Annotated in this window: 15 protein-coding genes and 2 pseudogenes; 13 read left to right on the top strand and 4 right to left on the bottom strand. The window is 70.3% G+C overall.

From position 1 onward, the window contains the following. Positions 1-201: 201 nt before the first annotated feature. Complete coding sequence (locus IO30_RS47535; protein WP_280824506.1) at positions 202-327, top strand: hypothetical protein; 126 nt, start codon at positions 202-204, stop codon at positions 325-327. A gap of 304 nt (positions 328-631) precedes the next feature. On the opposite strand, the gene IO30_RS47530 is transcribed toward IO30_RS47535, so the two are convergent. From IO30_RS47530 to IO30_RS0103465, 3 genes are all read right to left on the bottom strand, one after another. Continuing rightward, on the bottom strand, positions 632-736 hold the full coding sequence (locus IO30_RS47530; RefSeq protein ID WP_267886483.1) for a DUF6233 domain-containing protein: 105 nt from the start codon (positions 734-736) through the stop codon (positions 632-634). Positions 737-1,115: 379 nt separating this feature from the next. Further along, on the bottom strand, positions 1,116-2,042 hold the full coding sequence (locus IO30_RS0103470) for a hypothetical protein (protein ID WP_031139113.1): 927 nt from the start codon (positions 2,040-2,042) through the stop codon (positions 1,116-1,118). Positions 2,043-3,034: 992 nt separating this feature from the next. Then, positions 3,035-3,694: a TetR/AcrR family transcriptional regulator gene (locus IO30_RS0103465; protein ID WP_051901826.1), complete on the bottom strand. Its 660-nt coding sequence runs from the start codon at positions 3,692-3,694 to the stop codon at positions 3,035-3,037. A 115-nt stretch (positions 3,695-3,809) separates the two neighbouring features. Here IO30_RS0103465 and IO30_RS0103460 point away from each other — a divergent pair, with 115 nt between their 5' ends. The 12 genes and pseudogenes from IO30_RS0103460 (at position 3,810) to IO30_RS41635 (ending at position 13,352) form a co-directional block, all read left to right on the top strand. Further along, entirely contained in the window at positions 3,810-5,489 is a 1,680-nt protein-coding gene (locus IO30_RS0103460; RefSeq protein WP_031139111.1) for an ABC-F family ATP-binding cassette domain-containing protein, read from the top strand. Between the two features lie 44 nt (positions 5,490-5,533). Beyond that, the gene (locus IO30_RS0103455) at positions 5,534-6,475 is read left to right on the top strand and encodes a Vgb family protein (protein WP_245234073.1); all 942 of its coding nucleotides are present in this window, start codon (positions 5,534-5,536) and stop codon (positions 6,473-6,475) included. Between the two features lie 373 nt (positions 6,476-6,848). Beyond that, positions 6,849-7,052 (top strand): hypothetical protein, encoded by a 204-nt coding sequence (locus tag IO30_RS46635; protein ID WP_245234070.1) that lies wholly within the window; start codon positions 6,849-6,851, stop codon positions 7,050-7,052. 338 nt (positions 7,053-7,390) lie between these two features. Beyond that, positions 7,391-7,594 (top strand): annotated as a pseudogene (locus tag IO30_RS0103445) (bifunctional metallophosphatase/5'-nucleotidase); the annotation flags it as partial. 161 nt (positions 7,595-7,755) lie between these two features. Next, a complete protein-coding gene (locus IO30_RS40010) occupies positions 7,756-8,277 on the top strand; it encodes a hypothetical protein (protein WP_245234069.1) in 522 nt (173 codons plus the stop codon). A 15-nt stretch (positions 8,278-8,292) separates the two neighbouring features. Then, a complete protein-coding gene (locus tag IO30_RS47525) occupies positions 8,293-8,427 on the top strand; it encodes a hypothetical protein (protein ID WP_280824501.1) in 135 nt (44 codons plus the stop codon). Between the two features lie 479 nt (positions 8,428-8,906). Beyond that, entirely contained in the window at positions 8,907-9,290 is a 384-nt protein-coding gene (locus IO30_RS0103435; protein WP_031139108.1) for a hypothetical protein, read from the top strand. Positions 9,291-9,415: 125 nt separating this feature from the next. Then, a complete protein-coding gene (locus tag IO30_RS45170; RefSeq protein ID WP_157853063.1) occupies positions 9,416-9,598 on the top strand; it encodes a hypothetical protein in 183 nt (60 codons plus the stop codon). 67 nt (positions 9,599-9,665) lie between these two features. Then, positions 9,666-9,926: a hypothetical protein gene (locus IO30_RS45165; RefSeq protein ID WP_157853062.1), complete on the top strand. Its 261-nt coding sequence runs from the start codon at positions 9,666-9,668 to the stop codon at positions 9,924-9,926. A gap of 46 nt (positions 9,927-9,972) precedes the next feature. Beyond that, the gene (locus IO30_RS0103425; protein WP_031139106.1) at positions 9,973-10,530 is read left to right on the top strand and encodes a hypothetical protein; all 558 of its coding nucleotides are present in this window, start codon (positions 9,973-9,975) and stop codon (positions 10,528-10,530) included. 425 nt (positions 10,531-10,955) lie between these two features. Beyond that, a complete protein-coding gene (locus tag IO30_RS0103420) occupies positions 10,956-11,618 on the top strand; it encodes a YwqG family protein (protein WP_031139105.1) in 663 nt (220 codons plus the stop codon). Positions 11,619-12,677: 1,059 nt separating this feature from the next. Further along, on the top strand, positions 12,678-13,352 hold the full coding sequence (locus tag IO30_RS41635) for a hypothetical protein (protein WP_157853061.1): 675 nt from the start codon (positions 12,678-12,680) through the stop codon (positions 13,350-13,352). A 248-nt stretch (positions 13,353-13,600) separates the two neighbouring features. Here IO30_RS41635 and IO30_RS46630 read toward each other — a convergent pair. Then, a pseudogene (locus tag IO30_RS46630) lies at positions 13,601-14,037 on the bottom strand (hypothetical protein); the annotation flags it as partial.

Here is a 14,037-nt window from a genome sequence, read left to right as displayed (position 1 = left end):
GTGGGGCCCGGAGGCGATGCGCTCCGAAGTCCGCTGTATGGGGGGGGAGTTACTCGAGTGACAGTCCCAGACTCGAAAAATGAACACAACCCCGGACTATGTGTAAACGTTCTGACGGTACGTCATTTCACTGCTTTGGCCGGGCCGACGCTGTTTAGGGCAGCGGGGTGCCGGCCTGCCGACCGAGGCTCGGAATCCGGGATGGGCTGGGAGCCGTCCGGGAGGCTCCAGGGAGCGCCCGAGCTCCGCGCCGTCCTGTTCCTGGACTGGCACGGTGACGGCCGCGGGTACGGACAGCACGACTGCACCGGCTCACCCGTCGTCTGACCGGACGCAGTGCGGGCCGCCACCCTCGCCGGATGGCGGCCCGCACTGCTGCGCTCACTGTTCGCCGGGGTCGGGGCTCCAGACGGCCGCCCGCCGGCGCGCCACTCGACGAGCAGAGGGTCGTCCAGGCGGACGACGTCGGGGTCCAGGCTGGCCCGGCGGAGGAATTCCAGGAGGTCGGCGGGGCCGAGGGCGCGGCCGAGGATCTCGCCGTCGCAGCGGACGCGGCGCCCGCCCTGGTTGTCGGGCGGGTAGACGACCACGCGCAGGGCAGGGCTCATCCCTCCACCCTGCTGGTACCCGGTCACTCCAGCACGCTCAAGGCTGTGTCCGGGCGGCAGTGGGTGCATGCGGGTATCCCTGCGGCCAGCAGGTCTCGGATTTGCTCGGGGGTGGCGGGAGCAGACAGACACCGTTCTCAGCTTCCGTACGGAGCCTGCCGCAGAGCCTTGCACACCGCGCACAAGGGGTTCTCTGGGGGAGCAGATGTGGCACGAGGCAGAGGACGGAGAGTCTGTGCAGCTCAGCGCGCGGAGTGCTCACCGTAGTAGCTGCAGCAGGTGTGGTGCTATCGCCAGTTCGGGTGAGTCGTTCTTTCCCGCTGTGGGGGTGGCCCCAAGGGCTGCGGCAGTGGGTAAGAACTCTCCCGCAACTGGGCGGCGACGCCCCCGTACCCGCTCCAGGATCGGACCATGTCAGTGGCTGGTGACAGGATCCAGGGGGTGCTGATCGAGTCACTGCCGGTCCGCCCGGGCTTCTGGTGGGCCTGACGGCTTCGTCACCGGGCGCTACTCCTGGGGCACGCTCAGCACGTACCACATCCGCATGGAGGGGCGGTTGCGCACGTAGAGGTGGGGTCCGCGGCCGACAGGGCGGGTGTACCGGCGCACCGGATCGCCGTTAGGCCAGGTCAGCTCGCCCCTTCCGGTGATCACCGCCCCGCCGTCGGTCAGCCGGCAGTGGTGGACCTGTCGCAGGTGGGTGTGGGCCGTGCCGCGCTCGGAGCCTCCGAGCAGCAGCAGGCGGTCGCCCCGGACGGCGAGGCCCCACGCATCGGCGACGGGCAGCCTCCGGAACCGTACCGGCTCCCCGGCCCGCAGCTCGGCCAGGGGCGAGCCGGGGCCGTAGACGGCCCGGACGACCGAGTCCGTGACGTTGAGCCCGTCGATCTCGACCACGACGTGGTGGGGCTCCGGCGGGTGGAAGCCGTGTTGGCGGTTGCCATCGGTGTCCCACCGGACCAGGGCGCCCGCGCCGATGGGGTCCCCGTAGACGCCCTCGTCGTTGTAGCCGGTCCAGAGGGACGCCCGGCCGTCCGCCACCATGTGCTGGATGCCGGAGCCCAGCGAGAAGCGCCGGCGGGAGCGGCCCCGCGGGCCGAAGATCTGAGCGTTGTGCCGGTCCCGGCCCACCGGGCCGAAGCCGTACAGGACGAACTCGTCCCGGGTCAGCGCGTCGATCTCCCACGGTACCGAGGCCACGCCGTACAAGGTCTTCTCGCAGACGAGGTCCCCGTCACGGACGACGAGGAGTGCGTCGAAGGGCAATTGCGGTGGCTCGACGGAGCGCCAGCCATGGGGCCCGAGCTGGAATCGGGCGTCATCACACATCAGCCAGAGGGCCCTTCCCCACGCGTCGATCGTGGAGGCCAGCACCTTCTGTTCGTCGTACTGCCGAGGCAACAGTGCGTAAGGCCGCAGCGCCACCTTGGTCAAAAAATCACCTCGCGGGCGAAGGAACAAGTAAGCCCATGATCACATACGCCGTGTCGGGGCCGCGCCGGGCCCGGTGCCGGTCACGGCACAGCAATGTGCAGGGACGGGGAGTGTGCCGAGCGGCCGATCCCGGAGTGGTTCGGCGAGGACGATGCCGATGCCCTGTCCGAGATTTCTTCGATCCCGAACACTGGCCGGTGTCCAGGATGCTGGCCGAAGACAGTCCCGGAACTGTCGTGATCTGCCGCAACCTGGTCGGCGACTACGGCACCGACTACCTCGGGCCTCCTCGCCGGTGGCCTCCATCTGGCAGATCCCGGCTGTTCGCGAGCTCGTAGATCTGCCCCAGCACACCACGTGGCGCCGCACCAGCAGTGACCGCGTACGACAGCAGCCCCCGCACCGCGACCAGCACACCCGATTGATACGCCGCTCGCCCCGCACCGGCGCCGCTCCGGGACCGGGCTGCACCACCGGCACCACCCCGTCCCGGCGGGCGGCGTGTACTTCAGCCAGGCCATGAACAGGCGCATATCTCGACCTGCCGCGGGCCGCTGCCGGCCCGTCGCCTTGCACCACCTCAGGTACAGGGTGACCCCGCCGGCGTACGACGTCGTCAGCTCGGCCCGGTCCCGCCCGAACCGAAGGTTCCGCAGCCAGTGATCGGCCACGGGGACGACCTCCAGGCCGTCATCAAGGACTGTCCAGTACCTCTGCCCAGACGGCATCACCACGGGAAATGCCCGCATCAGCAACTCCAGCATCGAGTCGTGCAACAACCCGTCGCAGAGCCACACCCCCCCGAGAACGAGTCTCAGGAGATCCACGAACCCACCTCACCCCACGTCACACCACAGCCGATCCACCCCGAGAGAAAAGGGGCTCGGTCCCACCCCGTAACGGCAGGTCGGAGCGTGGCTTCGCTGCACCAGTCAAGGCGAGCCGATCTGAACGGCATCAATAGCCGGCGTGCACCAACGGGTGGGCGGCGGTCACCAGTCGCGGCTGGAGTTCGCGCCTTCGAAGGCGCCGGTGCGGGCCGCCGCCGCGGAGGCCGCGGCGGCGCGGCGCGGCAGCGTCGGGTCCGGGGCGGTCCGGAGCAGCAGCAGTTCGTGGTAGAGCGGGGCGGTCGCGGCGACCAGCAGCGCCCGGCTGTCGGCCGGGCCGGGCAGCTCGCCCCGGGCGGCCGCGCGGGTGACGACCACCGCACAGCGCGCGTAGCGGTCCTCCCAGAACCGCGACAGTGCCGCTGCCGCTTCCGCCGACCGGAACCCGGCGGCGATCAGGGCCGTGGTCACGTTCGGCCCGCCACCCGCCAGCGCCTCGTACACCTCCTGGTTGAGGGCGGTCAGGTCGTTCTCCAGCGACCCGGTGTCCGGTGGGCTCCACGTGTCGTCGGACGCGGCGTCGAGTACGTCGGCCAGCAGGCGACCGACGTCGCCCCAGCGCCGGTAGACGGTCGTGCGGTGGACGCCGGCGCGTTCCGCGACCGCGTCGACCGTGAGCCCGTCGTACCCGGCCTCCAGGAGCAGCGCGCTCACCGCCTCCAGCACCTGGGCGCGGACGCGGGCGCTCCGGCCGCCCGCCCGGCGCCGTGTCGTGGCCGGTTCCTGTCGGCCGGAACCTTCGCTTGCCTGCGCAGGGGAATTCATGTCAGCATTTTAACGCAACATTCGTCGCTTTAAAGGAGAACTCCCGTGCTCATCCACCACGCCACCGCCCACCACACCGCCGCCGCGACTACCCCCGAACCCCTGGAGCCGCCCCATGACTGCACAGCTCTCCGCATCTGACCTCACTAAGTCCTACAACGGCCGCCTGGTCCTCGACTCCGTCGACTGCTCCGTCCCCGTCGGCGAACGCCTCGGCATCGTCGGCGAGAACGGCTCCGGCAAGTCCACCCTGCTCCGGCTGCTGGCCGGGTCCGAGCGCCCCGACCGCGGCGAGGTCGTCCTGCACGCCGAAGGCGGCGTCGGCTACCTCGCACAAGAAGAGGACCTCACCCCGCACCTGACCGTCCAGCAGGTGGTCGACCGCGCCCTCGCCGAGCTGCGTGCCCTGGAGCGGGACCTGCGCCGGATGGAGGCCCGTATGGCCGACGGCGACGCCACCGCCGAGACCCTCAGCGCGTACGCCGACACCCTCACCGCCTTCGAACTGCGCGGCGGGTACGACGCCGACGCCCGCGTGGAGCGCTCCCTGCACGGCCTCGGCCTGCCCGCCCTGCCTCGCGAGTCCACCGTCGGCAGCCTGTCCGTCGGCGAGGTCGTACGTCTGCGCCTCGCCGTGCTGCTTGCCGCCGCCCCCGAGGTGCTGCTCCTGGACGAGCCCACCAACCACCTCGACGGCGCCGCCCTGACCTGGCTGGAGGACCACCTGCGCGCCCGATGCGGCATCACGGTCGCCGTCTCCCACGACCGGGCCTTCCTGGAACGCGTCGCCACCTCCCTCCTGGAGGTCGACGGCGACCTGCACCGGACCGTGCGGTACGGCAACGGCTACGCCGGCTACCTCGCCGAGCGCGCCGCCGACCGGCGCCGCCGCGCCGAGGCCCACACCGCCTGGCGGGCCGAGGCGGCCCGGCTGCGCGAGTCCGCTGCCGTCACCGCCCACCGGGTGGCGCCGGGGCGGGCCATGAAGGACGGCAACAAGATGGCGTACGACCGCGCTGCCGGCCGGGTGCAGCAGTCCCTCGCGAGCCGGGTCCGCAACGCCGAGGAACGCCTTGCACGGCTGCTGGCCCGGCCGGTGCCGGCCCCCGCGGACCCGCTGCGGTTCACCGCGGTACCGCGCAACGCTGCCACGGCTGCCGCCGACCCCGGAACGCCCGCCGGTTCCGGGGACGCGCGACGGGTGCTGCTGGCCGCGGCGGGCGTCGCGGTCGAGGGGCGGCTCGCGCTGGTGGACGTGAACGTGCCGGTCGGCGGCCGACTGCTGGTCACGGGCCCGAACGGGGCGGGCAAGAGCACCCTGCTGCACGTACTGGCCGGCACCCTGGCCCCCGACCGCGGGCAGGTCGTACGGCACGGCCGGATCGGACTGCTGGGCCAGCACACCGATGCCGGCACGGGCCGCGGAACGCTGCTCGCGGCCTACGCCGAGGGCCGCCCCGGGACCCCCGAGGAGCACGCCGAACTACTCCTCTCACTGGGCCTGTTCGCCCGCGACCGGCTGTCCGCTCCCGTCGGCTCCCTGTCCGTCGGACAGCGGCAGCGGCTGGCCCTGGCCCGCCTGGTCACCGAACCGGCCGACGTCCTGCTGCTGGACGAGCCCACGAACCACCTCTCTCCCGCGCTGGCGGAGGAGCTGGAGGAGGCCTTGGCCCGGTTCGCCGGCGCGGTGGTCGTGGTCAGCCACGACCGACGGCTGTGCGCCCGCTGGTCGGGCGACCGGCTGGCCCTGCACGCCCCGGCACCGGAACCAGCCGCAGCCGCCACCTGCCCGTGACAACGGCCCCGCCCCTCCCTGCCCTGCCGATAGGACGCCCCCACTTGACCACCTCCGTAAGCCCGCTGGGCACCCTCGCCCTCCCCACCCCGGACTCCGGCCCGTACGCGCTCGCCGTCGGACCGGACGGCCGGCTGTGGTGCACCCTCGTCCGCACCGGGCGCATCGCCCGCCTCACCCCGTCGACCGGCAGCGTCGAGGAGTTCGTACTGGACTCCGCCGACTGCGGCCCCACCCTGATCACCGCCGGACCGGACGGCGCGCTGTGGTTCACCCGGTACCGCGACCACCGGATCGGCCGGATCGCGGTGGACGGCGAGAGCCGCTCGTACGAGTTGCCCGGCGGCGCGGGCGGCCCGTACGGGATCGCGGCCGGCCCCGACGGTGCCTTGTGGTTCACCTGCACGAAATCCGACCGCATCGGCCGGATCGGCATAGACGGCCGGATCGTGGAGTTCCCGCTGCCGTGCGAGGGGGGATTCCCGTCTTTCCTCACTGCGGGACGCGACGGGGCCCTGTGGTTCACCCTCAACCAGGCGAACGCCATCGGCCGGATCACCGTCTCCGGCGAGGTTCGGCTCCACCCCCTGCCCACGCCTGGCGCCGCCCCGGTCGGGCTCGCGGTCGGCCCGGACGGGAGCCTGTGGTTCGCCGAGATCGGCGTCGGCCGGATCGGGCGGCTCACGACCGGTGAGACAGCAGGCGTGGAGTTCGCCGAGTTCGCGCTGCCGGAGGCCGACTGCCGCCCCCACGCCGTCGCGGTCGCCCCGGACGGGACCTGCTGGTTCACCGAGTGGGGCACCGGCCGGATCGGCTCCGTCACCCCGGACGGCAAGCTCACCGAGCACCCGCTAGCGGCCCCCGACCGCGAACCCCACGGTCTGGCCTTCGCCCCGGACGGCACGCTGTACGTCGCCGAGGAGCACGGCGGCATCTCCCGCTGGGAGGTGCGCCGCCCTGGAAGCGTGCCAGAAGGACCCGGTTGAGCCGACCGGTTCAGCCAGGCACACTCGCCCGATGAGCCACAGCACACAGCCGGGCCGCTGGGACCGGCCCCGGTGATGCTTCGCTCGAGGGTGTTCGTGTGCACGGCGTCAATGCGAGCCCACCGGACGGCCGGGCTCCCGCGCTGACTGTCTCCACCCCTGTACGCAGTCCGGCGAGGAGATGCTCATGTGACGCAACGGGCAGACACCGCGCCGGGTACCTGCCTGCCGACCTAGTCGACGTGCTTGCGGAGGTCCTGAACACGAACGATCCGGTGGATGTCGCACTCCGAAGACAATCCCGTACCTCAGCGTCCAAGGGCGCTGCACATGCGGGTGCGGTACCGCCTACTTCGAACTCGACACCAGCGAGGTGGAGCCTGCACCCACCGGCCCCGGCACTGTCGTGGCGGCCGAAGCGCAGCTCGTCACCGAGGCCGGCGAGTGCCCCGGTGAGGTCCTGGTCTTCACACAGGGCGGCTACATGTCGTGGCTGGAAGTCTGTTCATGGAGTGACGACATCGAGGTGACACTGGCGGGCGCGCGTCACTGGCTGCAGTTGCAGACACGCTCTTGATCCGAACGGCCGGCGTCCAGCGTCAGACCGCATGGCCCCGAGCCTTGAGCCGCTCTGCGGGACAGCCCTCAGGAGTGGGATGGATCGGGTTGCAGCCCGCGGCGGTCTGGGAAGGGCCGCGCAGTGGGGCGGGTGGCGGTGACCAGGCTCGGTGAGAGCCAGGCGGGGCAGCCCGAAGCGCAGGAAGGGTGCTCATGCAACCGTGGCATGGCCGGGTCCTCCCGGCTCAGAGGTGGGACCTTCCACCCAAGTTGCCAGCAGAACAAAGCCACGCAGATTTTGCCGGGCGGACGTTGGCGGTCCCAGACGAGAACGGTCAGGGCTATGTAGAGCTGAACATCGCCCCGGCGCGCACCTACCGCGTCGCGATGAACGAGTTCCTCGCGGGCGGCTGCGACGGCTTCGCGGCCCTCGGCCAGGGCGCGAACAAGCTGGTCGGCGCCTTCGACCTGGACCTGTCCAACTCCTACCTGGCGGCCCACTCCACGGCCGCCGCACCGCTGACCCCGCCGGCGACGGAACGGATCACGATCATCCAGTAACTTCCCCTGGACGAAGGGGCGGTGGGCCTGCGGCCTGCCGCCCCCTTCTCATCGGCTCCCGCACGGGCCAGCCGATCCGGCCGACCGACCAGGTCCAGCCCATAGAGTAGGCAGCTGGTAGCTGGACGCACCCCCTTAGCAGCCCTTGAGGAGCCCGCCGGGTGAGCAACGTACTGAGTATGAACAGCGTCCGGGGAAGGGTCCAGGACCCGGGGACGGTCAGGGATTCGATCGACTTCACCGACGGTTCGGGACCGGCCCGCGTGGTCGCGTACCCGGAGCGCGAGCTGCCGCCGGGCGGCATACCCGCCTATCTTGCGGCCCGCAAGAGCGGCGCCCGCGCCTTCGTATTGTGGGCCGACGAACACCGCCGGGAGCGGGTGGCCACGGTGGTGACCCAGTCCGCCGCCGGCGGTGTCGCCACCTTCCAGGTCCTCGGTGCGCACGGTGAGCACATCGGCACGATCGTGCGCGAGAAGACGTTCCGAGGCAGGGGCCTTCGCACGCGCTGGACCGTGACCCCGCCCGGCGGCCCCGATGCGGTGGGCTACAAGGGCCGGATCGTGTGGTGGTTCGTGTGGTGGCTGTGTCTGCCCCTGATGGTGCTGATCGTCCTCTTCTCCATCCTCGACAGCTCCCCGAGCGTGGGCGGTGCCGCGCGCGGCCCCCGGCGCATCCGATGACGTGCGGGCGGCAGGATGCCCCTGGAGTTCAGGTCCGGCGGCGACAAGCTGCACCTGCACGAACCGGACCTGGACTGGCGGCTCGGGGCCGCGCTGGTCGCCCTGGTACGCAGCTTCAGCTCCATCAGGTGGGACGCCATGAAGAAGTGAAGGGTGGTGTTCCGGGGCCGCGCACAGGAGAACTGGTCCCATGGCCGACCAGCAGCCTCCCTCCCACTGGCCCTGGCCGCCCGGTGCGCCCGGCGTGTACGCGCCACCTCAGGCCCGTGATGCCACCGCTTCCTACCGGCGGTGGGCGGGCGTTCTCACCTGGACCGTCGTCGTCGCCCTCATGGCGGTCGCGCTCGTGGTGAGCATCGTCTTCCTCGTATGGGCGGACCAGGACACGCGGAACGCCGCCCGCGGCTACCTCGCGCTCGTTCTCTGGGTCGGAATCGCCGCAGGGGTCCCGGTCCTGATCGGGGTCGCGGTCCCCGCCCGAGGCATGAGGCGTCGGGTGCTCGCCGAAATCTTCCTGCCGTGTGGACACACCGCGACCCGGTTTCCCCTCGCGCCCTTGGCACGCCGGGGCGTTGTCCGACCCGGACCGTACTCTGGCCGTCGTCCGCACCCCTCAGGAGGTACGCCCCGTGGATCCCGCAACCGCAGGCTTCATCGCGTCCGCCACGGCCCTGCCGTCCGCCGCACTCGCGGTGCTGTGCGAGGAGTTCTTGGAGCGGTGGCCTCAAGGAGGTCGTGAGGGCAGCCTGGCGGCGCGGGTGTCCGCCTCGGAGCACTCTGCGATCGACCACGCCGTCAGATCGGCGCTCCTTCCCCGGGTTGTCGAGCTGGAGCAGGTCCACAAGAGCCTTCACTCGGACAGCAAGTCCGCCTGCGTCATCGCCGCACGGGCTGTGCACAAGCGGACGAAACTGACCGAGGCCCAGTACCGTGCGCTCCTCGACCCGTTCACGTCGGCCGGCCTCCCTGTACCCGACAGGGACACGCTCCCGCACCGGGGCGGCACCCCGTGACGGCCCCCGGCGCAACGCGCAGCTACCGGCTACTGCGCGGTGAACGTGTCGTTTTGGAGATCCGTGGTGAGCCGGGGCTCTTGGTCAGCACCTCTCTTCCGCCGCCTGTTGCGGGGGATCCCCCGGTGATGCATGCGTTCGCGACCGCCAGCTTCCACATGGCTGAAGCCGAGGGGGAACTCGGTGCGCTTCTGCGCGAGTCACCCGACCTCGATGCTTTCCTCGAGGCGGCCGACCGTACCGGCTACCGGGTCGAGTCGATCGACACAGCGCGTACCGAAGCACGTTGGTGTCTTCCTGCTGGCTGAGGACGTCCTGGGGCTGGACCTCTTCCAGGCCGGGGGCCCTTGGCGGGGGCTGCTGACCTGGCCCTGGTTGCTCTCATTCGTTGGCACGCTCACCATCGCCTGGCGCGCCATCCGGCCGCACGCGCGGCTTCGTGCCCTCAGGGTCGTGGGTCTTCTGTGCGCCGTCATTTTTCCGCTGGTGCTGCTAGGGAACGACGTGGTCTCGGCGGGCCGCGTCAGCAGCTTCGAACGTGGTTGGTGGGTGCTGCACCTTGCTGCGCTTCTGGGGTTGGGGGCGTTCGTCGCCATGGACCTGGCGCTCACCCGGGGCCGTGTCGGCAAGTTCTGACCGTCGGCCGCCGGCAATCCTTTCGATCACCAACACAGGGGGAATCTTGAACAGCCGTACCGTATTCGCTGTCCTCACCGCCACGGCCGGCGCACTCGTACTCGCCGGCTGCTCCGACACCCAGGAGCTCTCGTACGGCGCCAAGGCGAAGAAGGACAATCTGGAGGTCAGCGTGGAGCGCGTGGTCGCCGGGACCTCCGACGACTTGTCCGTGCTCAAGGACGCAGCCCAGTACCAAGGCCGTACGCCGTACTACGTCCACTACCGCGTGACCAAGACCGACGCCGACGACGTCAGCGGACCCTCCTTCGACGTCACAGCGGACGGCGACCTGCTGACCCGGCTGAACATCATGAGCGCCTTCCCGCAACCCATCGTGGGTGCGGACGGCAAGCTCAGCTATAAGGACGCCCCGAAGTTCGACAAGTGCCTCGACGAGCACGACCCCAGCAAGTTCAAGCAGGCCCCGGCTGGCGAGAGCTACGAGGCCTGCTCCGTCTACCTCGCCGCATCGGGCTCCAGCACGGCGCCCGAGAAGGTCGAGTGGGTCAAGGGTGGCCTGCTGCGGCGCAGCGACGACGAGGCGTTTGCAGTCTGGAAATGAGCCCGCCCCAGTGACTTTGGAGGTGACCACCGACGGTTGTCACCTCCAAAGCCACCTGTACTTCCCCTGCGTGGCCTCTCCACCTTCCAGAACCCATTTCTGAGCTGGGTGACGCGGTGCGCGGTGACCTCGCTGCGCAGGAGGCAGCCGTCGGCGGGCCTGTGGTTCACGCGCTGGGCGCCGGGCACGTCGAGGGCGTCGAGGTCGCTGCTGCTGGGGTGGAACTGCAGGAGTCCGCCGTTGGTGCGGCCGCGGGTGAGGTCGTACGGAGATGACCTTGTCCGTCAGCACGGCCGTGAGCACCGCAGTGCTCACGGCCGTGCCGACGGGTGCCGCGCGTGCGGTACCCAACAAGGGCGGCCTGCAGTTCGCCGCGCTGCAGTTCGACGAGCGGTCATGTCGTAGGCCGCCCTTAGCCTGTCGCCATGCAGACCACTTTGATGATCTACGACGGCACCGCTCCGGCAGACTCCGACGTCTCGCGTACCGGGGGCGTGCCGCTGGCTCCTGCAGGATTCACCTGGCCCATGTGCGGTTGTTTCTGCGGAGGGCCGCTGCAGTTCTTCGCCCATCTCCCCGTCGAGGACGCTGTCCTGTCGGTGTTCGTTTGCCAGAACGATCCTGGCGCGTGTGCAGTCTGGGACGCGGCTTCCGGAGCGAATCGCGTCTACTTGTTTCCCCGGTCGGAACTGCAGCCGGTAGCCGTGCCCGGGACGGGAGTGACGCTGCTGCCCGCGACCTCGGCCATCCGCACCCACGTCGTGACGGTCCAGCCCGAAGACACCAACGACCACGATGACGAAGACGAACTCGAGCCTGACGCGTACGACCTTGCCCGCTCGGGATGGAAGTGGGAACCCGAAGAACGGTTCGGGAAGCAGCGCGAAGTCCTCGGGTCGCTCGGAGGGAGCCCCTCCTACCTCGAGGACGACCGACTACCCGCCTGTCCCTCCTGCGCGGGTACGATGGAATTCGCGGCGCATCTCGAGGAAGGGATCTCCTGGGAGAGCGCGATGAACCTCGGCGGCCAGCTGGGCTACGTCTTTGTCTGTCGTGCTTGCCGCAAAGGCGCCTTCCTGACGGATTGAGCACACCGGACGCCAAGCATTTGGTCCCAGGGTGTTCCACTCGGATGACACCGGACTGGCCGAGGGCCGCAGCCGCTCGTCCTCGGACGCTACGGCCTGATCGTCCCCATGACCACTGTGCAGACGTACGGGAGGGCGTGCAGCCTCCAGCGGCAGCCGGGATGGCGCGGTGTGGCCGTAACCGGGAAGCTGCTGAATCGTTTATCCATATCGTCGCGTCAGATGCACAACCGCTCCCCCCTGCGGTGCCGCGACTGGCCCCGGGACGCCCCCTGTCCCGGGGCCTTGTTCCGATCTGACGGGCAGGTGCGGTCGCGCTGTCACGAGGGTTCTCATGATGTTGCCCTGCCCGCCTTGAGCTGCTGAGAGCATCTCCGGGTACGTGAGAGGTCCCGTCCGCCGCCGGTACCGGAGGGCGGGCGATGGAACCGACGACACGATGCCGCCCTCCGGCGGACTGTTCCCATTGGAGATCATCTTCTGCGGCTTCTGTAGGGCCACTGCGGCCACAGTCGGAGCGCGCACTCTCGGAGAGCCAGGCGCGGGCCGGCAAGCCGCTCCCGGACGCCTTCCGCCTGGAGACGAAGCCCGGCCTCGCTAAACGATGCGCCCGATGCCCCCAGGCGGTAGTCAGATGTCCAATAGGCGGAGTTTCGGTGCTTCAAAGTCGTGGTACGAGATCACGCCCTGGTCACGCAACACGGCGGGCTTCAAGAGCTCGTCGGCGCCCGAAGGCGTGGCGATCGTGGGCCGGGACGCGTGGTGCGCTGCGATGGCCGTGTCCAGGGGCGAGTGTGAACTGTCTTCGCGACGCCCATGCTGCTCGGCCTTGAGCGATCGTTTTATCGGGTGAGGGCGTAGGGCCACCCGGGTGAGCAGCTGTGGGTAGCCGTATCGCGGGGTACTGCTTGCGGGCTACAACCCGGAGGTGACCCCGGTTCTGCGGGTCACGCACCGGCGCACCCTCTTCGTCCCGCCACCTGTGCCCCATCGGGCAGGGGTGGCGGCGCGTTGCCGCGCGCCCCATTTCGGAGCTGGAGCTGTTTCTTGATGAAGACCATGACGACTCGGCGTGCGTTCGCCACGGCCGTACTCGCCCTCGCCGCTCTCGTACAGGCAGCGGTACCCGGGCAGGCGGCGGCGCCTGGACAGGCGGTGCAGGAGCCCGCGGTACCGGCGGCTCCCGTACAACAGGCCGCCGCAGCCGCCCTGCCAGGTCATGAGGTATTCCGCGGGGGACCGGTGACGGTGGACAACTTCACCCGCCTGACCCTCGCGTGCCCGGCGGGCAACGTCGTCGTGGGCGGCGGCGGGGAAGCGCACGGCCAGGCCGGAGTCCTGATGGGGAGCTTCCCCAGCACCGTCGGCGGCGCGCATGGATGGAACGTGGTGGCCCGGCAGGTCGGGCAGGCCAAGGTCAGCGCCTCCGGCTACGTGATCTGCGTCAACAGCGCCGCCCTGCCCGGCTACCAGCTCATCCACCTGCCCTCGGCCGACATCGCGAACCGCAGCTCGCGCGAGGCCGTATGCCCGGCGGGCAAGGTGCGCCCAGTTCGAGCGGGCCCGCCTCCCGTGGGTCGGCATCGGCCACCCCTGCGACGCCTCCCTCGTCGCCCACCATTCCGCCGGCGCCCACGCCCGCACCGATCCGGCTGCCGCGTCAACGTCCTCTGGGCCCTCCTCCGCGACGGACGGTGCTACGAGCTCACGCCACCGACCGCCCTCGCGGCTTGACAGACCGCATTAGGAATCAATACGCCGCTCACCGAGCTGTGCTCGGTGAGCGGAGCCTGGCGGACAGGCTGGCTGGTGACAGGGATGTCGCCGTGCAGGCAACGGCTCAGGGCTTGGTCGCCGGGATCGGCCATCACGTCTGCGAGGCCTGCCGTCCCGCCTGACAACAGGCCTGTGTTTCTGTGCCGGCGGCCTTCCACGGCGCCGAGGATGGGATCGAAACGTGTCGTCAACTGATGCCCTGCTGTTCAGCACGTGCTCGGGTGGTGGCGAGTCGGTAGGCCAGAGCACAGGTAGCGACGCTCGGCAGATTCCCGATGGTGGGCCGCTGCGCACGGATCCGTCGGGCCAGTGCGACGGCAGCGCCGACGAATACGCAGGGCGCCAGGATCCGAGCAAAAAGCACGACCAGGAACAGAAGACTCTCCATTCTGGGTCAGCCATCGCCCGGACAAGATGGGTTCCGATTCTCCGTCGAGCAGACCGCCGGTGGCCTCCGCCGTGAGGAGCAGGCCGAAGCCGAAGGTGTCGATGCCGCGACGGTCGTGCGCGAAGAGGGCGAGTACGGGTTCCACGGCGATGAAGGCGATGTTCCCGACCGTCGGACGCAGCGCGAGCCCGAGCAGCAGCCGGTCCCGGAAGACGTACGAGGCGCCCTGGGAGGCCAGGCTTCCCTGCCTGCCAC

It is taken from the genome of Streptomyces xanthophaeus (assembly GCF_000725805.1).
GTDB classification, from domain to species: Bacteria; Actinomycetota; Actinomycetes; order Streptomycetales; family Streptomycetaceae; genus Streptomyces; species Streptomyces xanthophaeus.
The sequence above is the reverse complement of the archived record's forward strand: the minus strand, read 5'-3'. Positions and strand labels throughout refer to the sequence as shown.